Origin of the sequence: Rhodococcus sp. NPDC080181 (assembly GCF_040702225.1) — a bacterium.
Classification (GTDB): Bacteria; Actinomycetota; Actinomycetes; order Mycobacteriales; family Mycobacteriaceae; genus Rhodococcoides; species Rhodococcoides fascians.
The window spans coordinates 275,248-297,536 of the sequence record NZ_JBFBKN010000005.1 but is presented as its reverse complement, the minus strand read 5'-3'; the positions used below and the strand labels follow the sequence as shown (position 1 = coordinate 297,536).

Here is a 22,289-nt window from a genome sequence, read left to right as displayed (position 1 = left end):
CGGTTCCCGAATCGACACCGAACGCCTGCGACGGGAGCGTCAGGTCGCGCTTCGCTCGTCGGACCCCATGGCCCCGAGCACGGCCATCCTGGTGCTCGAGCTGCCGCTGATCATGTCCTCGCCGACGCCGGTGATGAGCAGGTTGCGCCAGCGCACCTCGTCGAAACTGAGCGAGGGAGTCGAGTCGATGAAGTCCTCGAGGACCTGAAGGAAGCGCATCGGATCATCGCGAAACGGGAAGTGTCCGGAATTGTCGAACACTTCCAGCTTCGAACCGGGCATGGCGGAATGAGCCAGCCGGGCGTGCGCCACCGGGATCACCGAGTCCTGCTCACCCCACACCAGCAGCACCGGCAGATTTTCGGTGAGATAACAGCGGTCCAGCATCGTGACCACCTGGCCACGCCAGTCCACCACGGCACGCAACGTCCGTAGGTAGGCCTCGTATGTCGTCGGTGCAGGCAGTTCGCTCAGCACTCGGATCAGATCGGGGGTGTCGTGCAGCATCGACCCCGGTCGCAGTGGGGAGCTGTGCAGTTTGCTCAACAGGCCGCCGGCCAGCTTGACCGCCGGTATCGCGCCCGGCAAGCGCAGCAGCTTCACCGCCTCGGACAGGAACGGCATCGACGCCAATCGTAGAAGGGGGTGCACGTCCTTGGTCACTCCGCCCGAGGACACCAACGCGAGGCGATCGACCATGTGCGGGAACTGATAGGCGAACTGCATCGCCACCCCGCCGCCGAGCGAGTGGCCCACCACGGTGACGTGCTCGATGCCCAGAACGGACAACAGATCGCGCATACCGTTGGCGTACGCGGCAACGGAATAGTCGGCCCGCGGTTTGTCGGAGCGGCCGTGGCCGAGGAGATCGGGTGCGATCACCGTGTAGCTCTTGGCGAGGTGCGGGATGACCTCGTTCCACGTCTCGGAATTGTCACCGATTCCGTGGATCAGCAGCAGCACAGGGCCTTCACCGGCCATGCGAAAGGCCCGCCGATAGCCGTGAATGGTCCGAAAGATCAGCCGCGGTTCCTCGTCGGGAACCGGCCGGAGCTTACGACTGCGCGGAGTAGTGGACATTCGCGCCTCCTGATTCCCTGGTGCGCCGACGTACGGCGCAGTACGGCGTCGCTGCTCACGAGAGCGCAGCAACACAGACGACGGTTGTGTGTTGCTACGACTCTCGCACGAGATCGGGCTCGGGGCAGAGCATCGGGCGTATTGCGGGTTACAGGTATGTTGCGATCCGCCGGGGCTGTCGCATATGACTGGATCCCGCTGCTTTCGCTGTGACCAGCTCCACAACTACCGGGGTGCTTGTCCGTCTCCGTCGTCGAGGCCGGCCTGCTCGGCCAGGAACCGCTCGAACTCGGCACCCAGCTCGTCGCCGCTGGGGAGCGGCTCGTCACTGGCCAACAGCGTGGACTGTTGTTCCTGCGCGGCGACATACGTGTCGTACTGGCGCTCGAGCGCCTGTACGACCGACTGCACTTCCTCGTTTCCGGTGATGTGCTCGTTGACCTGCTCCCGGACGCGAGCCGCGGCATCGCCCAACGCTGCCAAAGGTAGATCGAGCTCGGCAGCTTCACCGACGTTCTCGAGCAGCGTTTCCGCAGCCCCCGGGTAGTCCGTCTGCGCGAGATAATGGGGGACGTGTACCGAGAACCCCATCGATTCGTGGCCGTGCTGTGCCATCCGTAGTTCGAGCAAGGACGACGCACTACCGGGCACCTGCAGCTCGCCCGCCCAGCTGTTGCCTTCCTTGACCAACGCCCTGTCGCTCGCGTGCGCGGTGACGCCCAGCGGGCGGGTGTGCGGAATGGCCATCGGGATGGAGCCGAGACCGATCGTGCGCCGCACTCCGAGCTGCTCGGCAAGCAGTCGCACTGCCGTCGTGAACTTCTCCCATCGCAGATCGGGCTCCATGCCTGCCAGAAGAAGGAAGGGGGTCCCCACGTTGTCCTTGACGGCATACAGGTTGAGCTCGGGAGCGTCGTAATCCGAGAAGTGATCGGACTTGAACGTCATGGTCGGCCGACGGGACCGGTAATCGATCAACTCGTCGACATCGAAGGAGGCCACCAGCTCGGTTTCGAGACTCTCCCGCAGATGGGTCGTCGCAAGCTTCACGGCATGGCCGGCGTCGGAGAATCCTTCCAGCCCGTGCACCAGCACGGGCCCGACTCCGTCGTTGGAGAAAATTTGAGGTGCCGGAAATTCCAGCTCGTACATCTTCGACTGTTCGGTCATGGCCGGGCCCCTTTCGGATCGACTCGTCGATGCCTCGACGCGAGCATCGGGTCAGAATACGCGGACCGTCTGCTCGAGCCGCATACACGCCGACGTCGATCGTGGTGAATCACTACCCGACAGAACAACCGCGGAACCGTCGTTCATTCCCGGTCGGCGATTCGGTCCCCGCGTCGACGCATCAGCGGTCGAAATGTGCCAGGGCTCGGATCTTGTTGGTGACGTCCAGAGCGGCGACCTTGTACGCCTCGGACAACGTCGGATAGTTGAAGACCGCGTCGACCAGGTAGTCGACGGTGCCGCCGCATCCCATGACGGCCTGACCGATGTGCACCAGATCCGTGGCTCCCGAACCGAAGATGTGCACGCCGAGAATAGAACGGTCCTCGGTGGAGACGAGCAACTTGAGCATTCCGTACGAGTCCCCGGCGATCTGGCCACGGGCGAGTTCGCGGTATCGCGACACACCGACCTCGTAAGGAATGGATCCCTTCGTCAGATCGACCTCCGTCGCGCCGACGTACGAGACCTCGGGGATGGAGTAGATGCCGATCGGTTGGACGTCGGTGAGCTGCGCGCTCGGTTCCCCGAACGCGTGATACGCCGCCAACCTGCCCTGATCCATCGACGTCGCCGCCAACGCCGGAAACCCGATGACGTCGCCGACGGCATAGATGTGGTCCACCTTGGTCTGAAAATGCTCGTCGACGAAGATGCGCCCACGGGCGTCCGCTTCGAGGCCCGCGTTCTCGAGTTCGAGGGCCGTGGTCAGCCCCTGGCGACCCGCCGAGTACATCACCGTCTCCGCCGGGATGCGTTTTCCGCTCGCAAGGGTCGTCACCGTGCCGTTCGGCCCGACGTCCACCGCCGTGACTGCTTCACCGAAGCGGAACGTCACCGCGAGATCGCGGAGGTGGAACTGTAGGGATTCGATGATCTCGCGATCGCAGAAGTCGAGCATCGAATCGCGTTTCTCGACGACGGTCACCTTGGTGCCCAGGGCGGCAAACATCGAGGCGTACTCGATGCCGATCACGCCGGCACCCACGACGACCATCGACGCCGGGATGAACTCCAAGTTCAGAATGCCGTCGGAGTCGAGCACCCGATAGTCGTCGAATGCGACGTCGGCGGGTCGCGCGGGGGCGGTGCCGGTGGCGATCACCACGTTGGCGGCCGAGACCGTGATGCGCTCGCCCCGGGCCTCGTCCTCGACGACGATGGTGTGTGCATCCAGAAACTTGCCGACCCCGGTGATCAGCTCGATGCGGTTACGGAGCAGTTGCGAGCGCACCACCTCGATTTCCTTACCGATCACATGCTGGGTTCGGGCCAGCAAGTCGGCGGGAGTGATGTCGGCCTTGACGCGGTAGCTCGCGCCGTACAGCTCTCGCTGATTCATCCCCGTCAGATAGAGAACGGCTTCTCGGAGTGTCTTGGACGGAATGGTTCCGGTGTTGACGCACACGCCGCCGAGCATGTGGCCCTTCTCCACGATCGCCACTCGCTTGCCGAGTTTCGCGGCCGCGATCGCGGCCTTCTGGCCGCCGGGGCCCGAGCCGATGACCACCAGGTCGTATTCCATGGGTGCAGACATCGTTCATAGGTACCGCTCGCACGAGAAGACTGTGTGCCCGCTCGGTCACGAGCGTGTGAATTCCGCGGCTCGTCCCACCGAACGAATGCAGATGTCGCCACGTGACGATGCGTTGTGCGAGGCTGAACCGAGCACGCAACACACGATTTTCAGTGGAGGAATACATGCCGCAGCAGGTCCGCGCCGTCGTCGCCAAGAGCAAAGGCGAGCCCGTCTCGATCGAGACGATCACCATTCCCGATCCCGGCCCGAACGATGTCGTGGTCACCATCGCCGCGTGTGGGGTGTGTCATACCGATCTGCATTACCGCGAGGGCGGCATCAACGACGAGTTCCCGTTCCTGCTCGGCCACGAAGCCGCGGGCACCGTCGAAACCATCGGCGACGCGGTCACTCATGTCGAGGTCGGTGATTTCGTGGTGTTGAACTGGCGTGCGGTGTGCGGGGAATGCCGAGCCTGCAAGAAAGGCACCCCCTGGTACTGCTTCGACACCCACAATGCATCGCAGAAGATGACCCTCGCCGACGGCACCGAACTGTCCCCTGCGTTGGGGATCGGGGCGTTCGCCGACAAGACCCTCGTCCACGAAGGCCAGTGCACCAAAGTCGACCCCGACTCCGATCCGGCGGTGGTGGGTTTGCTCGGCTGCGGGGTGATGGCCGGGTTGGGTGCGGCGATGAACACCGGCCACGTTTCCCGCGGGGATTCCGTCGCCGTGATCGGGTGCGGCGGTGTCGGTGATGCTGCGATCGCCGGGGCCCGCCTGGCGGGGGCGTCGACGATCATCGCCGTCGACCGCGACAAGAAAAAACTCGACTGGGCTCTCGATCTCGGCGCCACCCACACGGTCGATGCCTCGCAGGTCGATGCCGTCGAGGCCATCCAGGAGCTCACCGGTGGGTTCGGGGCGGATGTGGTCATCGATGCCGTCGGCCGTCCGGAAACCTGGAAGCAGGCGTTCTACGCCCGCGATCTCGCCGGGACCGTCGTCCTCGTCGGGGTGCCGACGCCGGAGATGACGGTGGAGATGCCGTTGATCGATTTCTTTTCCCGGGGTGGGTCGTTGAAGTCGTCGTGGTACGGCGATTGTCTACCGGAGCGGGATTTTCCGATGTTGGTCGATCTGTACGAGCAGGGCCGGTTGCCGCTCGAGAAGTTCGTGACCGAACGGATCGGTCTCGGTGATATCGAGGCGGCGTTCGAGAAGATGCATCAGGGCACGGTGCTGCGTTCGGTGGTGGTCCTGTGAGTGGGCAGTTGCGGGTCGAGAAGGTGGTCACGTCGGGGACGTTCGCGCTCGATGGTGGCGAGTGGGAGGTCGACAACAACATCTGGTTGGTCGGTGACGACGACGAGGTGGTGATCGTCGATGCTGCGCATACGGCCGGTCCGATCGTCGATGCGGTCGCCGGTCGTGCTGTGCGGGCGATCGTGTGTACGCATGGTCACAACGATCATGTGACGGTTGCGCCGCAGTTGTCGGGGGAGTTGGATGCGCCGATTCTGTTGCATCCGGCCGATGATGTGTTGTGGGAGCAGACGCATCCGGGCATCGGTCATTCGGTGCTCGAGGACGGTCAGCGGATCACCGTCGCGGGGACGGAGATCGTGGCGTTGCATACTGCCGGTCATTCGCCGGGGTCGAGTTGTCTGTATCTGCCCGAGGCGGGTCAGTTGTTCTCGGGGGACACGTTGTTCTCCGGTGGGCCCGGTGCGACGGGTCGGTCGTATTCGGATTTCCCGACGATCATCGGCTCGATCCGGGATCGGTTGTTCGCGTTGCCCGCCGAGACCCGGGTCAACACCGGGCACGGAGACGGAACGAGTATCGGGGACGAGTCCCCGCACCTCGAAGAATGGATCGCCCGCGGGAACTGACACCGACGACACTGCCGTAGCTCGCCTGCCGCGTTCGAGGTAGGTGGAATGAGACAGTGGTGGGGACGCCGAAGCGCTCGCTGCGGCGTCCCCACGAACTCGAAGAGGACTTCACGTGAGCCGCGCCGCACAGACCCGCCTGACCATCGCTGCCACGTCGGCGGCGATCGGAGCATTCGTGCTGGTGGGGTGCAGCTCCACCGTCACCGGAACAGCCGAGCCCACTGCCGGTGGCACCACCGCATCGCAGCCCGGCACGGACCTGAACACACTGCTCATCGACCCGGCAAGCTTCCCGGCCCCGTACGACGCGTTGGTTCTGCCCCAGCAGGCCATCTCGCAGGCCGCTCCCGATCTCAGCGGAATACCGGCCGGCGCCGAGGTCAGCCCGGCAGGGTGCAAACCAGCGGACCAGGACTTCGGCCCGACCGGTACGGCGATGATCGTCGGCACCGACAACGACAGTCGATCCACGATCTCCATCGAACTGACCGCTGTCGACCAGCCGCTCTCGGCGCGCAAAGAGCAGCTCGAACAGTGCGGCGAAGTGACCGCAACCAAGTCCGGTGCCACCTCCACGGTCACGTCCACGCTGACACCCGCACCGCCGATAGACGCTGACGACACACTCGCCGTGCGACAGACCGTCTCGTCGGGCACCGGCGGGGATGCCGTCACCCAGTCGATGTTGACCCTGATGGCGCAGGTCGACGGCGTGCGGATCTCGGCGACATTCATGTCCTTCGGGTCCGCCACACCCGATGCGATGACGTTGGACGAGCTGTTCACGGCCGCGGTGCAGAAGGTGAACCAGAGCTGACGTTCTCTCGCCGCGGTGGCGGCATCTGTAGCAGAGCCGACCGACACGGTCCGCTCGGCGGAGGCGGGTGGACGCCGTTTCATCCACAGATAGTCCGGCATGCACAGGGTGCTGCTCGGCCCCTGGTCGAGCCGGGAAGGCACCACGGAGCCTCGTAAGACTTCGAGGCATGTACACACCGACGAACTCCCACGACCCCTTCTCCGGTCGACACCGCGTACGGATCGGTGACGCGAGCGAACTGTTGGCCGCGATCCCGGCGATGCTCGGCTTCGATCCCCATCGATCGATGGTGCTGATCGCGCTCGAGGACGGCGGCACCAGCATCGGCCCGACGATGCGGCACGACCTCGTGCTGGCCGGCGAACACACCGATCGACGTGCGGGTAGCGACACTCGCGCCGCGCCGGACATGCTCGACGTCATCGACTACCTGGCGGGCTACTGCGCATTCGAGAACATCGTCTCGGTGATCGCTGTGTTCGTCGACGACAGACTCGGCCGCAACGAGCGAACGCACTACACACTCGACGTTCAGGATCTGGTGAACGAGCTCGAGGTCACCCTCCCGACGTTCGGTGTGCGGCTCGAAGCCGCCTTCGCAACCTCGGCCATTGCCGATGCCGCGCACTGGTGGTCGCTACAGGGCCCACGGCAGCACGGTCGAATAGCCGATCCGACGGCATCGCCGCTGACGGTGGCCAGAGTGCTGGACGGCTATCCGGTGCGAGGATCGAGAGACGAGCTCGCCGAATTCATCGCACCCGGCCCGGTCGAGACGGTGCAGGCAGTCGTCGCCGAGATGGCAAAGTTTCGGCGCAGCGGTGCACTGTCGCTGACCGACCACCTGACAGCGGTGTTGTCCTACCTCGCGCGGTCTCCCTACGACTCAGAGCTCGAGACCACCGACTTCGCGCGGGTCGCCGTCGCGATCGGGCATGTGCAGGTCCGGGACGCGGTGCTGGCACTGACTCTCGGTGAAGATGCAGATGTCGTCGAAGAATTCTGGGCGCACCTCGTCCGTGTGGTTCCGAACCGCGAAAGAGCAATAGCAGCAACACTTCTCGCGTTCAGTGCCTACGTGCGAGGAGACGGACCGATGGCCCGAATCGCGATCGATGCGGCCCTGAAGGCAGACAGCTCCCACAGTTTGGCGTCGCTGTTGGACCGGTCGCTCAGTGTCGGTGCCAGTCCTGCCCTGGTTCGCGAAGTCGCCGAGAGTGGGTTCGCCTGTGCGCGAGCCTGTGGCATCCGGCTACCGGGCGACCCGATCGGTCGGCGCTGATCCGCAGTCTGCTCAGCGAGCCGCGTGAGAACGGTCGCCGAGCTGCTGCAGAAAGTCCCACGCATCGGACACGATGCGATCGAGATCGGTCAACTCCGGCGTCCAATGCAGTTCCTCGACGGCACGGGCGCTCGATGCGATCAGCACGGCCGGATCACCGAGCCTGCGAGGCGCATGTTCGACGGCAATGGGCAGTCCGGTGACGCGCTTGCACGACGAGATGACCTCGTCGACGGAGAATCCCGTTCCGCTGCCGAGGTTGTAGATGGAGTGCCGACCGGGCTGGGCGGCATCGACGGCGAGGATGTGCGCTTCGGCGAGATCGGCGACGTGGATGTAATCGCGGACGGCTGTGCCGTCGGGAGTGGGCCAGTCCGTGCCGAACACCGAGATCTTCTCTCGCTGACCGAGGGCGACCTGTAATACGAGGGGGATGAGATGGGTCTCGACGACGCGGTTCTCACCGAAACCCTTGTACGCGCCGGCCACGTTGAAGTACCTCAGACTGGTAGCGGCGAGACCGTAGGCCGCTGCGTACGAGGTGATGGCGTGGTCGATCGCGAGTTTCGTCGCACCGTACGGGTTGGTGGGACGTGTGGGGTCGTCCTCGGTGATGGGAGTCTTCTCGGGCTCGCCGTAGGTGGCCGCGGTGGAGGAGAACACCAACTTGGGGGTGCCGGAGGACCGGATCGCGTCCAGAAGAGCCAGGGACGTCACTACGTTCCCACTCCAGTACTTGTCCGGCGACACAACCGACTCGCCCACCAACGACTGCGCTGCGAAGTGCAGAACTGCATCGAAGTCGCCGCCCGTCAATACTTCCGCCGCGACGTCTTTGATGTCACCCTCGACGAAAGTGACCCCGGCGGGAACGGCATCCCGATTACCGGTGGACAGGTTGTCCACGACGACGACCTCATGGCCGCGTTCGTCGAGTACCGCCGCGCACACACTGCCGACGTACCCTGCACCACCGGTAACGAGAAGCTTCACTGTTCGATCTCCCTCACACGCGGCAGAGGCCGTCCGTGGGAAGAGATCAGACCTTCTTCACCTGAACGGCATGCGCCATTTCGTCGGATATGTCGACACCACTGTGTCCTGGCACCGTAATCGTCACCGACCCGGGCTTGGCTTCGACTGTAACCCGGGCATCGGGAACCACGCCCGCCTCGCGTAGCTGAGCGATGACCTCGGGGTCGGACTGAACGTGCTCGGCCAAGCGGCGAACGACGACCGCCGTAGGCTCGCCGAGCGGTACGTCGGTGAGACGAATGAGAGCCTCCGGTGCCAGTGTCGTCTGACCCAGACCCAGCTCCGCCAGACCAGGGATCGGATTACCGTAGGGCGAGGTCGTCGGGTTGTTCAGCACGGTGACCAGCCGGCGCTCGACCTCCTCGCTCATCACGTGTTCCCAACGGCACGCCTCGGCGTGCACATCTTCCCAGCGCAGTCCGATGATGTCGACGAGCAGACGCTCCGCGAGACGGTGCTTGCGCATGACCGCGACGGCCAGGCTGCGGCCCTTCTCGGTCAGCTCCAGATGCCGGTCGCCGGCGACGGACAGAAGACCGTCGCGCTCCATTCGGGCGACGGTCTGACTGACGGTGGGACCACTCTGCTCCAGCCGCTCGGCGATCCGCGCGCGGAGCGGGATGACGCCTTCTTCTTCCAAATCGTAGATCGTCCGGAGGTACATCTCCGTGGTGTCGACCAGATCCTTCACACTCAACCCCTTCGTCGGGTTCGATCCTACCGTCAGCGGCTCTGAATCGGCGCTGCACCCGATGGCGGCGGGCGCGGCGCATCACAACCCCGGAAGCCGCTCGCCGTGGCGCGTCACAATCGGGTACCGAAGACAACACCGGAACCCGGCAACACCATCCCGATCGGCAACGTAGTTTTGTCCGTATGTCTGATCAGGCGACACGCGCCGCCGTATCCATTCCGAACCGTCCCGAGGACATCGTCGTGTGGAGCGCGGACTATCTCGGTTACCGGTGGAGCGACGACCATCCGATGAACCCGACGCGGCTGGATCTGACGATGGCCCTCGCCACCGATCTCGGTGTGTTGGCGGGCGTGGAGCTCGTCGAACCGTCGGCGGCACCGGACTCGGAGCTGCTGCGGTTTCATACCAGCGCGTACATCGAGGCCGTCAAGCGCGCGCCGTCGCAGGGTCCGGCCCTGCGAGACCCCGACGACGTCGTCCACGGTCTCGGTTCCGACGACAACCCGGTGTTCGAGCACATGCACGAAGCCAGCGCGATGCTGACCGGCGGCTCCTTGGCGGCCGCGCGGGAGATCGCGTCGGGGCGGGCCAGGAGAGCAGTGAGTATCGGCGGTGGAATGCACCACGCGATGGCCGATTGGGCCTCGGGCTTCTGCGTCTACAACGACGCCGCCATCGCGATCTCGTGGTTGCTGGACAACGGGTTCGATCGCATCGCCTACATCGACGTCGACGCACACCACGGCGACGGCGTCCAAGCAGCGTTTCTCGGTGATCCTCGGGTTCTGACGGTCTCGTTGCATCAGCACCCGGCAACACTGTGGCCGAACACCGGATGGTCGACGGAGGTAGGAACCGAACGCGGCGAGGGTTCCTCGATCAACGTCCCGCTGCTGCCCGGTACCGCGGATCGGCTCTGGCTCCGTGCATTTCATGCGATCGTTCCGGGCGCGATCGGAGCGTTCCGGCCGCAGATCATCGTCAGTCAATGCGGCGTCGACAGTCACCGCGAGGATCCGCTTGCAGATCTCGCGCTCACCGTCGACGGGCAGAACGCGGCCTTCCTGGCGATGCGCGACCTTGCGGACCGTTACTCGGAGGGACGGTGGTTGGCCGTCGGGGGAGGCGGGTACGGCCTCGTTCGGGTGGTTCCACGGGCCTGGACTCACCTGATCGCCGCTGCCCTCGGCCGCGACATCGATCCGATGGCACCCCTACCCGACACCTGGCGCGAGCGAGTGAGAACCATGGCACCGAGCGTGGATCTGCCCCAGACCATGGGCGACGGTGGGGATGTCGACTATCCCGCCTGGGACGGTCCCGGCGGATCGTTGGCCGGAACGGACGGCACCGACCGGGCACTCGAACGCGTCGACTCGGCCATCATCGCCACTCGTCGAGCAGTGTTTCCGCTGCTCGGACTCGATCCGGAGGACCCGCGTGACTGATTCCACCGGTACCGACCCGGCCGCCGAACAGGCCGCCGCGACAGACGAGAAGAGCAGCAAGGAACTGGCACGAGAGCGCGCGGAAACAGAATTTCCGCGGCACTGGGTCGCCGACGTTCTGACGTCGGACGGCGGCGTCGTGCACCTGCGGCCCATCGTGCCCTCGGACTCCGAGGCCATCGTGGCTTTTCACGGACGACTGTCGGAGCGCACCAGATACCTTCGGTACTTCGGCCCCTATCCGACGATGCCGCAGCGGGACGTTCTGAACTTCACCACTGTCGACCATCACGACCGTGTGGCCTTCGTTGCAGTACTGGGCGACGACATCATCGCGGTCGGCCGGTACGAGCGGCTACCCGAGGGCGACGGCAACTCGGCCGAGGTTGCATTCGTCGTCGCCGACGCCCACCAGGGCCGCGGACTCGGACCCATCCTGCTCGAGCACCTCGCGGGTGCGGCCGCCGAGAACGGCGTCAACATGTTCGTCGCCGAGGTGTTGGCCGAAAACCGCAACATGGTCACCGTGTTCCGGGAGGCCGGATATCAGGTGAGCCGTTCCTTCGAGGGCGGTGTTCTACGGCTGGAATTCGCCATCGATCCGAGCGAGGCGTTGCTGTCGGTGCGGAACTCTCGCGAGCGCGCGGCCGAGGCCCGTAGCGTTCGCAACGTACTCAGCCCTCGATCGGTCGCCGTCATCGGCGCATCGACCGACAGCTCCAAGGTGGGCAACGCGGTGCTGGCGAACCTGCTCGCCGGTAACTTCACGGGCCCGGTGTACCCCGTCAACGCCGACCACCGCTCGGTGCGCGGTGTCCGCGCGTACGCCACCGTGCACGACATCCCGGACCCGGTCGACCTTGCTATCGCTGCGGTTCCGGCCGATGCCATCGACGCAGTGCTCGACGACTGCCTGGACAAAGGTGTCAAAGCACTGCTCGTGGTGTCGGGTGGATTCGGCGAGACCGGGCCAGCGGGGCAGGAGAGCGAACGCAGGCTGGTGCTCGCCGCCCGTGCCCACGGGATGCGATTGATCGGGCCCAACGCGCTCGGCGTCGCGAACACCGACCCTGAGTTCGGGTTGAACGCCACATTGGCACCGCATCTGCCGACCCCGGGCAACGTCGGCTTCTTCTGCCAGTCCGGCGCACTCGGCATCGCAATTCTCGACGAGGCAGCCAATCGCCGACTGGGTCTGTCGACGTTCGTCTCTGCCGGCAACCGAGCGGACGTCTCGGGTAACGACCTGTTGCAGTACTGGGACTCCGACCCGGCGACCGAGGTGATTCTGCTGTACCTGGAGAGCTTCGGAAATCCCCGCAAATTCACCCGAATCGCTCGACGGGTAGCGCGCAGCAAGCCGATCATCGCGGTCAAGAGCGGCCGCGGAGCCGTACCACCCGCACACGCCATCGGTGCCGACATCGACGATTCCATCGTCCGAGCGTTGTTCGCCCAAGCCGGAGTGATCCAGGTCGACACCATCTCCGAACTGTTCGACTGCGCAGTACTGTTCGGCAACCAACCCCTCCCGGCCGGCCCACGCGTCGCCGTCGTGGGCAACTCCACGGCCCTGGGAGTCCTGGCCGTCGACGCCGCTCGCGCCAAAGGCTTGCATGCTGATATCCCGACCGACGTCGGACCGCAGGCCGGTCCCGAGGATTTTGCCGCGGCCGTCTCGTCGGCACTGGCCGCCTCCGACATCGATGCAGTGATCGTCGTGTTCGTGCCCCCGGTCGCGGTCGAGGTCGAACCGTTCGCGACTGCGCTGGGCAATGCGGTCCGGGGATCCGACAAGCCGGTGCTGTCGACTTTCCTTGCCACCGAAGGTATCCCGGATGTGCTGGCTGTACGCGGGCCCGGCGGGCACCCGGTTCGGGGCTCGGTTCCGTCGTATTCGAGCCCCGAACGAGCCGTGGCGGCACTCGCCGCCGCGTGGCGGTATTCGTCCTGGCGCTCGCGGCCGGTATCGAATCTGGTTCGGCCCAAGAGCATCGACGGCGATCGCGCCAAGCAGCTGGTCCGGGATTGGCGTTCGGCAGGGGGCCAAGGGCGCTGGCTGTCGGATTTCGAGACTGCCGAACTGTTGGCCTGTTACGGCCTCGACGTCGTGGCGTTCCGCGCCGTCACCGACGAGAACGAGGCCGTCGCGGCGGCCGACGAACTAGGGTACCCGGTTGCCGTGAAGGCGACAGGGAAGCGGTGGCGGCACCGGCCCGATCTGGGCGGTGTCCGCTTGGACGTCGCCGACGCCTCGGCAGTCCGTGTGGCATACCGCAACCTGGCGGCCGAATCCGGAGAGCCGCTACTGCACGTCCAGCGCATGGCAGTCAAGGGAATCGGCTGCGTGGTGCGGGTTCAGGACGACCCGTCGTTCGGATCGCTCATCTCGTTCGGTCTGGCCGGAGTGATCTCGGATCTGTTGGGCGACCGTGCCTACCGTGTGCTGCCGTTGACCGAGGACGAAGCGGCACAGTTGATCGACGCGCCGAAGGCTGCTCCGCTGCTGTCGGGCTACCGAAACGCCGTGCCGGTCAACAAGAGTGCGCTGATCGACCTCGTCCAGCGCATATCTGCGCTGGCCGAGGACATTCCCGACATCCGTGAGATTTCTTGCGAACCGGTGCTGGCATCCGCCGACGGCGCATACATCACCGATGCGCGAGTACGAATCGGGCCCGAACCGACGAAGGCAGACCTCGGTCCCCGACGATTGCGTTGACGAGGACTGTGTCGCCGAAAACGAGAGAAGCGGCGACCGAGCCGACGTCCCGAGGGGAAAAGAACGTCGGTTCGGCCACCGCGTCGGATGGCGCGAACGGGAGTGTTCACCGTCGCTCCACCGGTCGGAGAACCGGAATCAGCTGGCGTACGAACGCAACTTCTCGGCGCGGTCACCCTGGCGAAGCTTGACCATCACCTCGCGCTCGATCTGACGCACGCGCTCGCGAGACAGTCCGAAGAGCTTGCCGATCTGATCGAGGGTGCGCGGCTGGCCGTCGTCCAAGCCGTAGCGCAGACGAATGACCTGCTGCTCACGTTCGTCGAGGGTGCCGAGCACGACGCGAACGTCGCTGTGCAGCAGCCCGGCGATGACGGCGTTCTCGGCGGACGTGGCTTCCGAGTCCTCGATGAAGTCACCCAGCGGCGCTTCCTCGTCGCTACCCACCGGCATGTCGAGGCTGACCGGATCCCGGCTGTGGTCGAGCAGATCCGCAATCTTCTCGACTGCGATGCCCGATTCACTCGACAGCTCTTCGTCGGTTGCCTCGCGTCCGAGCTGCTGATGCAGCTCCCGCTTGATCCGGGCGAGTTTGTTGACCTGCTCGACGAGGTGGACAGGGAGCCGAATCGTTCGGCTCTGATCTGCCATGCCGCGAGTGATGGCCTGACGGATCCACCACGTTGCGTAGGTCGAGAACTTGAAGCCCTTCGCGTAGTCGAACTTTTCCATGGCGCGAATCAGGCCCAGGTTGCCCTCCTGGATCAGGTCGAGCAACGGCATTCCGCGACCGGTGTAGCGCTTGGCGAGCGAGACGACCAACCGGAGGTTTGCTTCGAGCAGATGGCTGCGCGCCGCGCTTCCGTCCCGCACGATGATGGCCAAGTTGCGCTTCTTGACTGCGCTCAACCGCTTCGTGTTCTCGAGAACCTGTTTGGCGTACAGACCTGCTTCGATCCTCTTGGCCAGGTCGACCTCTTCTTCAGCCGTCAGCAACGCGGTGCGGCCGATGCCGTTGAGGTACACGCGAACGAGATCGGCTGCTGGGCTCTGGGCGTCCAGATCGGCATCGGTGGGCCGCGGACGAATCGTGGTGCTGGGGCTGGTCATGACTTGCCTCCTGGTCGGTGGTGTCTCACAGGTTCAACGCTCGGGACGCTCCGATAAGTTCCCACGCCGATCCTTGTGATACCCGCCTGACCAGGGAATACGGCGGGTCCGTCCTGAGAAGTTGCTGAGAACGTTCGCAGCGGGAACGGCAGCGCAGCCCCAGGTCCGTTCAGCGAGCCGGCAACACGAGTCCGTGCCGCACCAGACCCTGCATCAGCGTCACCGCATGCCCCGCCAGTTCGTCGGCATCCTCACCGTGCGCGGCGGCGAGCAGCTCGACCAGTTCGCCCACCGCGAGCCCATCCGGACGCAGGCCCGCCAGAAGCGCGGCACCGAGCTCGTCGACGTCGTGCTGCCACTGTGGTCCGTTTCCCCGGTGGACACGGATCGCCACTGGAGCCCAGCCCTCGTCGCCGGGAAGAAACACTCGTTCGAGCGCGGTGTTGGGGTCGAGAGTCAGTACCGAGTCGAGAATGTCGTTGTCACGGAGCCACTCGAGCCGAGAGAAATACTCGAGCGACTCGTTCCCGAGCGGGTCGGAGAACCCGTGCGTCAACTCCTCGGCGAGCAGATCCGTCGGAGAGTCCGTCTTGCGTAGATAGACGAACCCGAAACCGACGCCCTCGACACCCGCGGCGGCGAAATGATCGAGCCAGGACTGGGCCACCGCGGCCGCATCGGGGTCGCGCGGGTCCAAACCGCCGTCGCGCATCCAGGTGCCCACATACAGAGCGGGGTCTGCCACGTCACGCTCGACCACCCAGGCGTCGACGCCGTGGGCGGGAAGCCAGGACGCCACTCTCGTACGCCAGTCCTCGCCCTCGAGGTGCACCCACGACGCGAGGATGGCAGCAGTCCCACCGAGGGTGAGGTGCTCGGGTGCCTGGGCGATCATCAACGCGCTCGCGCCGTCGAGGTCGAGGCCGGAATCTCGGTACGAGTGCAGTACTTCGGCGCGTCCCACGACGAACGGGGGATTGGCGACGATTCGATCGAACGTACGTCCGGCCACCGGCTCGAACCACGAACCGTGCAGCAATTCGACGTCGAGACCGTTGAGGGCCGTCGTCGCTGCCGCCAGATCCATCGAACGCGGGCTGATGTCGGTCGCGGTCACCGTCGTTGCGTAGTCGCACGCGTGGACGGCTTGGACGCCGCATCCGGTCCCGACGTCGAGGACGGTGTCCACTGGCGAGGTCGGTGTACCGCGCAACAACGACAGCGACGCCTGGCCGACGCCAAGCACATGATCGGTGGCCGTGTCGGCGACGCGCATGCTGCCGTCGGGATCGGAGACGATCCACCGGGTTCCGTGCCCGGCGTCGAGGGGCCGGATGTCGAGCAGGGTGCGCACCGTGGATCCGGTACGAGCGAGAATGCCGGCCGAGATGGCTTCGGAGACGGTCAGCGGTGCGAGAGCGGCCGCGACCTCGTCCTCGGGGCAGTCGTCGACCAGCAGGAACAATCGCACCAAGACACCCAGATCTCCGCCGCCGAGGCTCGCGTTGCGGACCGGTACCGGTTCGCTGCGTCCCAGTGCGGCGTGGGCGTCGGAGCCCAGCAACCTCAGGACGCCGTCGGCGTCGTAACCCGCGCGATCGAAGGCTTCACGGAGGGCAGCGGCGGCAGCGACCAGTGGGGACGGAGAAATCTGTGCGTTCACCGAGCAAGTGTCGCACCGCCTGTCGGCTTCCTGTCAGTCCTCGCCGGCTTCGATCACGCGGTGATTGCTCGATTCGATGGCCGGACTGTCGATGGTCCGGTAGTCGTACCGGCTCATTTCGTCCTTGGTACGCGGCGGCCGATCGTTCGCGATCAACACCGCCATCCATGGGAGCGGAATGGACAGACCGACGATCGCCATGGATATCCATGGGTTCATCCACATTCCGTATGCCAGTGCAGCGAGCACCAAGGCCGGTATGCGGAAGGACATGATGAACATGTACTTGCGGACACGCGCTTTGTGCTGCTCTTCCACCGACTGTTGCGCCTCGGTGATCAGGACGGGCCCATCCGGCGAGTCGCTGTACGCGCTTCCGTCGAACCCTGGGGTTCTCGTCATACCTCCACTGTGGCACTACCGCTCACAGATTGCATACGACGAGCTGTGCGACCGGTTCGAACACAGTGTGGCGACGGATTAATCTGTGTTCATGAGCACTCAGACGAAGGACCGTCCCGACATCGCTCCGGACGAAACCACCGACGATGACCGGCCGAAATTCTTCCATTACGTCAAGAAGAACAAGATCGCCGAAAGCGCCGTCATGGGTACCCATGTGGTAGCGCTGTGCGGCGAGGTGTTTCCGGTCACCAAGTCTGCAAAACCGGGCTCACCGGTGTGCCCGGACTGCAAGAAGGTCTACGAGGGCCTCAAGAAGGGCGAGTGACGGCTCACGTTCGACGGTGACTCCGCCGGGCCCGACCGTCACTGAGACGGTTCGGGCCGGTCGGATCGTTGCCGATCGCCGACCACTTTGATCGGGCCTGTGGCCAGACGCCGCGCTACCGCGGTCACCGGTCCCGACGGCTTGTCGTCCGCCGCTGCCTGCGCTGCGAGCCACTCACGCATTTGATCCATTCGGGTTGCTCTGGCCGGCCAGAACTCCTGGATCGTCGCGTTGAACTCGGCTCCGAGGACCACGGCGAAGCCGAGAAAGAACGTGAAGAGCAGAAACGCGATCGGAGTTGCCAGCGCACCGTAGGTGTAGCCGGTGCTGGTGACCCAGGTCAGGTACCGGCGGAGTACGGCGCTGGCTATCATGAAGAACACCCCGGCCAGCAGTGCTCCGCCGAGCAGACGATGCCAGGGCAGTGACGTGTGCAACGCCAGCTTGTACAACGTGGTCAGGCCGATGATCAGCAGCAAGCCGACGGCCGGGTAGTACAGGAAGTCGACGAGTTCGCTGCCGACGGTCAGCCACGAATCGGGCAGTATCTGCTGGACGTACACCGGTCCGAGTGCGACGAGCGGAAGCACGAACACCGCGATGATCAGGAAGCCGACGTACAGGAGCAGCGCGAAGAACCGCTGCCAGACGGGATTTCGAGCGTCGGCCTGTCCGTGTGCTTCGACGATGGAGTCCACGAACGTCGAGATCGCCGACGAGCCCGCCCACAGCGAGAGCAGAAAGCCGACCGAGACGATTTCGCCACTGCCCTGTGCGAGTACGTCTCGAACGGTCGGCGCGATGATCTGATCGACGACACTGCTGCTGAAGAGCGTGTTGCTGAAGGTGATGATCTTCGACTCGATGATGTCGACGGTGTTGGGGCCGAACCATCCTCCGACGAAACCGAGACTGCCCAGCACCCCGAGCAGAAGGGGCGGTAGCGACAGCGTCTGCCAGAAGGCGGCGGTCGCGGCCTTGCTGAAGATCGAATCGTCCCAGGCCTTGCCGAGCGTGCGCAGAGTCACTTTCCACACCGCACGTAGCGGGTTTCTCGCCGACAATCGCGGCGGTGTGGGAGTTGGGCCTGCAGACTCGCTCATGGTGCCTCCAGCATTCCTGACCGATGCCGACTTCGCCTAACGACCGACGCGCCGTGTCGCGTCCGACATCACCCCAGCGATGCGGGATCCGTCGGTACGGAGCGATAGGCTCCTCGGCGGACACTGCAGGGCTACCGAGAGCGCGAGGAATTTACATCGATGCCAGGAACCGGCGGCCAGTGAGCGCTGACATGTTCGATCCCACACCACCATCCACCGATCAGACGGCTGCGCCCGTCGCCGGCGGGGCACCGCTACGTGCCTGGCAGCGACGCGCGCTGACGAAGTATCTCGTCGCCTCGCCCAAGGATTTCCTGGCGGTGGCGACCCCGGGTGCAGGTAAGACCACGTTCGCCCTGCGCGTCGCCGCCGAACTGCTCGCGCACCGCACCGTCGATCAGGTGACGGTGGTGGCACCCACCGAGCACCTCAAGCATCAGTGGGCCGAGTCGGCGGCGCGGGTGGGCATCGCGTTGGACTCGCGCTTCTCCAACTCGACCGGGCAGACCTCGAGTGACTACCACGGTGTGGTGGTGACCTACGCGCAGATCGCCTCGCATCCGTTCAAGCACCGAGTGCGCACGGAGGCCCGCAAGACTCTGGTGATCCTCGACGAGATCCACCACGGTGGTGACGCGAAGAGCTGGGGCGAGGGCATCCGCGAAGCGTTCGGCGACGCCACCCGACGCCTTGCGTTGACGGGTACTCCGTTCCGCAGCGACGACAGTCCCATTCCGTTCGTCAATTACGAACCGGATCAGGACGGCCTGATGCGGTCGAAGGCCGATCACGCGTACGGCTACTCCGACGCCCTCGCCGACGGAGTCGTTCGCCCGGTCGTCTTCCTCGCGTATTCCGGGGAGGCACGGTGGCGGGACAGCGCAGGCGAGGAGTACACCGCTCGGTTGGGCGAGCCGCTGAATGCGGAGCAGACCGCACGGGCCTGGCGTACCGCCCTCGACCCGCAGGGCGACTGGATGCCTGCGGTGCTGTTGGCTGCGAACACACGATTGGCACAGTTGCGGTCGGGCGGTATGCCCGACGCAGGTGGTCTCGTGATCGCGACCGACCAGACGGTGGCGCGGGCCTACGCCAAGCTGATCGAGGTGATCACGGGGGAGACGCCGACCCTCGTCCTCTCCGACGACCCCACATCCTCGGCTCGTATCGCCGAGTTCGGCAAGAGTGATCAGCGGTGGATGGTTGCCGTTCGCATGGTGTCCGAGGGTGTCGACGTTCCGCGTCTCGCCGTCGGCGTCTACGCCACCAGTGCATCCACTCCGCTGTACTTCGCGCAGGCAATCGGCCGTTTCGTGCGATCACGCCGTAAGGGCGAGACGGCGAGCGTCTTCCTGCCGTCGGTACCGGTCCTGCTCGACCTCGCCTCGCAGCTCGAGGCTCAGCGCGACCATATTCTCGGCAAGCCCCACCGCGAGAAGGACGGCTTCGACGACGAGCTGCTGGCCGACGCGAACAAGCAGAAAGACGAGCTGGGCGAGGAAGAGAAGGCGTACACCTCCCTCGGCGCGGATGCCGAGCTCGATCAGGTGATCTACGACGGGTCCTCGTTCGGGACCGCGACGTTCTCGGGCAGCGACGAAGAAGCCGACTATCTCGGGCTCCCCGGCCTGCTCGATGCGACGCAGATGCGCGACCTGCTTCGCCAGCGTCAGCAGGAGCAGATCGACAAACCCGCTCCGGGCCCGGCGGTCCCCGCGCCTGCCGTCGTCAACGACAGGGCCACCAGTGCCGGCCAGTTGGCCGGCCTGAGGCGGGAACTGAACAGTTTGGTTGCGGTGTACCACCACCGGACGGGGAAGCCGCACGGCGTCATTCACGGCGATCTGCGTCGAATCTGCGGTGGCCCGCCGACGGCGATGGCATCGGCGGAGCAGCTGGGTGAGCGAATCGCGCAGTTGCGCAAGATGTAGCACCCGACGGACGAACGAGTGCTGCCGGCGAACTGTGCCGGTGACACGACAACGACGGACGGTCCAGAGACCGTCCGTCGTTGTGATCGTGCGTTGATGCAGTTGTATCGGTACAGCTGTGGCGAACTGGCGTCCCCCGACGAGTCGGTGGGTTACACCGTGGAGTCCGATTCGGTCATCACCGTTGCGTTCACTTCACGCAAGCGGGCTTCGTGCTCGGTGGCGTGGTGACCGCAGAAGAGAAGCTCTCCACCGGTCGAGAGCACGACACGCGCGCGAGCCCCTGCACCGCACCGGTCGCACCGGTCCGCTGCTGTCAATTGTGGGCTGGTCAATGTTCCGGGCATGACTCCTCCGTACTGGCTTGCGGGTATGTCCCGTTCGCCTGGGGCCGGTCCGCCGCGTCGGTATGGCGCGGTTCGTTCACTCTGTCAGACGTATGGCGGTCACGCGTTGTTCCCGAGCGCGTTTCTTTGTGTTGTCACTAACACGAAACATGTCCTACGAGCAGGAACGCCGTGGATCCTGTTCGCTGACAGCTGATACGGAATCGGACGGGTGGCGGCAGTAGGGTCCCGGTGTGGCTTCGACTTCTTCCTCGCTGTCCGGCGCTTCGAGGCTGGGTATCCCGTCGCTGTTCGTGATCGGTGCCATATGCATGTACGTCGGTGCGGCCATCGGAGTGTTCCTGTTCGACACGGTGAACCCGGCTGCGGTGGCCTGGCTGCGGGGCTTCGGTGCCGCTGTCGTCCTGATCGCCTGGCGTAGGCCGTGGCGTCGACGCGGCGGTGCCGGATCCGTATGGACGGTACGACGCGCGGTGACCGCCGCCGCGTTCGGAGCGGCCACCATCGGCATGAACGTGATGTTCTACGAGGCCATCGCGCGGCTGCCCCTCGGTGCGGCGGTCGCCATCGAGTTTCTGGGTCCCATCGTCGTGGCCGCAGCAGGATCTCGGAAGCTCACCGATGCACTCGCGGTCGTTCTGGTGGTCGCCGGCGTTGCTGCCATCGCGTCGGCTCAGTTCGAGGGCGGCGAGGTGGGATTGATCGGAATCGCGTTCGCGCTCGGTTCGGCGGCTCTGTGGGCGGCGTACATCGTGCTGGGCAAGTCCGTGGCCGACGCCGGGCAGGGGCTCGACGACATGGCTGCCGGTTTCGGAATCGCATCGGTGGTTCTCGCCGTGCCGCTGTTCGCACCGTTCGCATTCGCGCACACCGACGTTCTGAGCGACTGGCGCATCTGGGTTCTGGGCCTGGGCGTCGGATTGCTGTCGAGCGTCGTTCCGTACGTTCTCGACCAGTACGTCCTGGTCCGAGTGGGTCGGGCTCGCTTCGCGTTGCTGTTGGCGTTGCTGCCCGCGACCGCGACTGTCGTCGGTGCCGTGGTGCTGACCCAGGTGCCGACGCTGCTCGAGTCCCTGGGAATCCTTGCCGTCATCGCCGCAGTGGTGCTCGGCGGCCTGCCGGGCCGAACGCGCGGTGGGGCACCCACGCTGCCCCCGCCCTGACTTCCAGGACACGGCTCGGGGACGCGCGGGGTAGGGGACACGAGGCCCCGAGAACCCGGCACAATGGCGGTGTGACCGAACGAACCGACGTCCTCGTACATCTGTGCACCACGGAGGAGTGGTCGAGAATCCGGGGCGGTACCGAGTACACGCCGGAGTCGTTCGCCGAACTGGGTTTCGTTCACCTCTCCACGCCCGAGCAGGTGCATCTGCCCGCGAACCGGCTCTTCCCAGGACGCACCGATCTGGTGCTGCTGGCGCTGGACCCAGCGCGGTTGAGTGCGCCGGTGCAGTGGGAGCCGGGTGTGCCGTCCGACCCGCAGTCGATGCTGTTTCCGCACCTGTACGGACCGCTACCGCTCGAGGCCGTCACTGCCGCCGTCGAGTACCGACCGGGGCCCGCCGGGGATTTCGGGACGCCCGTGCTCTGACCGAAAGCCTGGCAGTCGCCAGCAACGAGAAGCGACCGCCGATCCGAAGATCGACGGTCGCTTGTCGTTCGAAGATTG

Annotated in this window: 20 protein-coding genes; 10 read left to right on the top strand and 10 right to left on the bottom strand. The window is 65.3% G+C overall.

The genetic code is table 11. The features are described from left to right. Positions 1-39: 39 nt before the first annotated feature. The 3 genes from AB0O58_RS08795 to sthA all read right to left on the bottom strand — a co-directional run bounded on the left by AB0O58_RS08795 (position 40) and on the right by sthA (position 3,847). Positions 40-1,080, bottom strand: coding sequence for an alpha/beta hydrolase (locus tag AB0O58_RS08795; protein ID WP_027496867.1), 1,041 nt, complete (start codon positions 1,078-1,080; stop codon positions 40-42). Positions 1,081-1,305: 225 nt separating this feature from the next. After that, a complete protein-coding gene (locus tag AB0O58_RS08790; protein WP_366238115.1) occupies positions 1,306-2,250 on the bottom strand; it encodes a PAC2 family protein in 945 nt (314 codons plus the stop codon). Positions 2,251-2,431: 181 nt separating this feature from the next. Next, positions 2,432-3,847 (bottom strand): Si-specific NAD(P)(+) transhydrogenase, encoded by a 1,416-nt coding sequence (gene sthA / locus AB0O58_RS08785; protein ID WP_032372557.1) that lies wholly within the window; start codon positions 3,845-3,847, stop codon positions 2,432-2,434. Positions 3,848-4,011: 164 nt separating this feature from the next. Between sthA and AB0O58_RS08780 the strand changes: the two genes are divergently transcribed. The 4 genes from AB0O58_RS08780 (at position 4,012) to AB0O58_RS08765 (ending at position 7,831) form a co-directional block, all read left to right on the top strand. Further along, on the top strand, positions 4,012-5,097 hold the full coding sequence (locus AB0O58_RS08780) for an S-(hydroxymethyl)mycothiol dehydrogenase (RefSeq protein ID WP_063216266.1): 1,086 nt from the start codon (positions 4,012-4,014) through the stop codon (positions 5,095-5,097). Then, positions 5,094-5,726 carry an MBL fold metallo-hydrolase gene (locus AB0O58_RS08775; RefSeq protein WP_366238114.1) on the top strand — a complete coding sequence of 211 codons (633 nt, stop codon included), beginning with the start codon at positions 5,094-5,096 and terminating at the stop codon, positions 5,724-5,726. Before AB0O58_RS08780 ends, AB0O58_RS08775 begins: the two co-directional genes overlap by 4 nt. A 166-nt stretch (positions 5,727-5,892) precedes the next feature. Further along, positions 5,893-6,546, top strand: a complete 654-nt coding sequence (locus tag AB0O58_RS08770) for a DUF5642 family protein (protein ID WP_032365090.1) — start codon at positions 5,893-5,895, stop codon at positions 6,544-6,546. 169 nt (positions 6,547-6,715) lie between these two features. Beyond that, on the top strand, positions 6,716-7,831 hold the full coding sequence (locus tag AB0O58_RS08765) for a DUF4192 domain-containing protein (RefSeq protein WP_366238113.1): 1,116 nt from the start codon (positions 6,716-6,718) through the stop codon (positions 7,829-7,831). Positions 7,832-7,843: 12 nt separating this feature from the next. Here the strand turns inward: AB0O58_RS08765 and galE are convergent, their stop codons facing one another. Next, positions 7,844-8,824 carry a UDP-glucose 4-epimerase GalE gene (galE, locus tag AB0O58_RS08760; protein ID WP_027496874.1) on the bottom strand — a complete coding sequence of 327 codons (981 nt, stop codon included), beginning with the start codon at positions 8,822-8,824 and terminating at the stop codon, positions 7,844-7,846. Between the two features lie 46 nt (positions 8,825-8,870). Next, on the bottom strand, positions 8,871-9,557 hold the full coding sequence (locus AB0O58_RS08755; RefSeq protein ID WP_027496875.1) for a metal-dependent transcriptional regulator: 687 nt from the start codon (positions 9,555-9,557) through the stop codon (positions 8,871-8,873). Positions 9,558-9,742: 185 nt separating this feature from the next. Between AB0O58_RS08755 and AB0O58_RS08750 the strand changes: the two genes are divergently transcribed. Both AB0O58_RS08750 and AB0O58_RS08745 read left to right on the top strand, forming a co-directional pair. Further along, complete coding sequence (locus AB0O58_RS08750; RefSeq protein ID WP_052054723.1) at positions 9,743-11,011, top strand: acetoin utilization protein AcuC; 1,269 nt, start codon at positions 9,743-9,745, stop codon at positions 11,009-11,011. A 64-nt stretch (positions 11,012-11,075) separates the two neighbouring features. After that, entirely contained in the window at positions 11,076-13,733 is a 2,658-nt protein-coding gene (locus tag AB0O58_RS08745; RefSeq protein WP_027496877.1) for a bifunctional GNAT family N-acetyltransferase/acetate--CoA ligase family protein, read from the top strand. Positions 13,734-13,871: 138 nt separating this feature from the next. On the opposite strand, the gene AB0O58_RS08740 is transcribed toward AB0O58_RS08745, so the two are convergent. The 3 genes from AB0O58_RS08740 to AB0O58_RS08730 form a co-directional block, all read right to left on the bottom strand. Beyond that, entirely contained in the window at positions 13,872-14,843 is a 972-nt protein-coding gene (locus AB0O58_RS08740; RefSeq protein WP_027496878.1) for a sigma-70 family RNA polymerase sigma factor, read from the bottom strand. Between the two features lie 169 nt (positions 14,844-15,012). Beyond that, positions 15,013-16,494: a class I SAM-dependent methyltransferase gene (locus AB0O58_RS08735; protein WP_032391626.1), complete on the bottom strand. Its 1,482-nt coding sequence runs from the start codon at positions 16,492-16,494 to the stop codon at positions 15,013-15,015. A gap of 45 nt (positions 16,495-16,539) precedes the next feature. After that, positions 16,540-16,908, bottom strand: a complete 369-nt coding sequence (locus AB0O58_RS08730) for a DUF3099 domain-containing protein (protein ID WP_027496880.1) — start codon at positions 16,906-16,908, stop codon at positions 16,540-16,542. Positions 16,909-16,999: 91 nt separating this feature from the next. Between AB0O58_RS08730 and AB0O58_RS08725 the strand changes: the two genes are divergently transcribed. Then, the gene (locus AB0O58_RS08725) at positions 17,000-17,236 is read left to right on the top strand and encodes a DUF3039 domain-containing protein (protein ID WP_027496881.1); all 237 of its coding nucleotides are present in this window, start codon (positions 17,000-17,002) and stop codon (positions 17,234-17,236) included. 38 nt (positions 17,237-17,274) lie between these two features. On the opposite strand, the gene AB0O58_RS08720 is transcribed toward AB0O58_RS08725, so the two are convergent. Continuing rightward, entirely contained in the window at positions 17,275-18,339 is a 1,065-nt protein-coding gene (locus AB0O58_RS08720) for a YihY/virulence factor BrkB family protein (protein WP_045841788.1), read from the bottom strand. 191 nt (positions 18,340-18,530) lie between these two features. Between AB0O58_RS08720 and AB0O58_RS08715 the strand changes: the two genes are divergently transcribed. Next, a complete protein-coding gene (locus AB0O58_RS08715; RefSeq protein WP_032400812.1) occupies positions 18,531-20,270 on the top strand; it encodes a DEAD/DEAH box helicase in 1,740 nt (579 codons plus the stop codon). 152 nt (positions 20,271-20,422) lie between these two features. On the opposite strand, the gene AB0O58_RS08710 is transcribed toward AB0O58_RS08715, so the two are convergent. After that, on the bottom strand, positions 20,423-20,617 hold the full coding sequence (locus tag AB0O58_RS08710) for a hypothetical protein (protein ID WP_027496884.1): 195 nt from the start codon (positions 20,615-20,617) through the stop codon (positions 20,423-20,425). Positions 20,618-20,850: 233 nt separating this feature from the next. On the opposite strand from AB0O58_RS08710, the gene AB0O58_RS08705 reads away from it, so the two are divergent. Both AB0O58_RS08705 and AB0O58_RS08700 read left to right on the top strand, forming a co-directional pair. Next, positions 20,851-21,780 carry an EamA family transporter gene (locus tag AB0O58_RS08705; RefSeq protein WP_283550125.1) on the top strand — a complete coding sequence of 310 codons (930 nt, stop codon included), beginning with the start codon at positions 20,851-20,853 and terminating at the stop codon, positions 21,778-21,780. Positions 21,781-21,851: 71 nt separating this feature from the next. Continuing rightward, entirely contained in the window at positions 21,852-22,211 is a 360-nt protein-coding gene (locus AB0O58_RS08700) for a DUF952 domain-containing protein (protein ID WP_032370442.1), read from the top strand. The last annotated feature ends 78 nt before the right edge of the window (positions 22,212-22,289 follow it).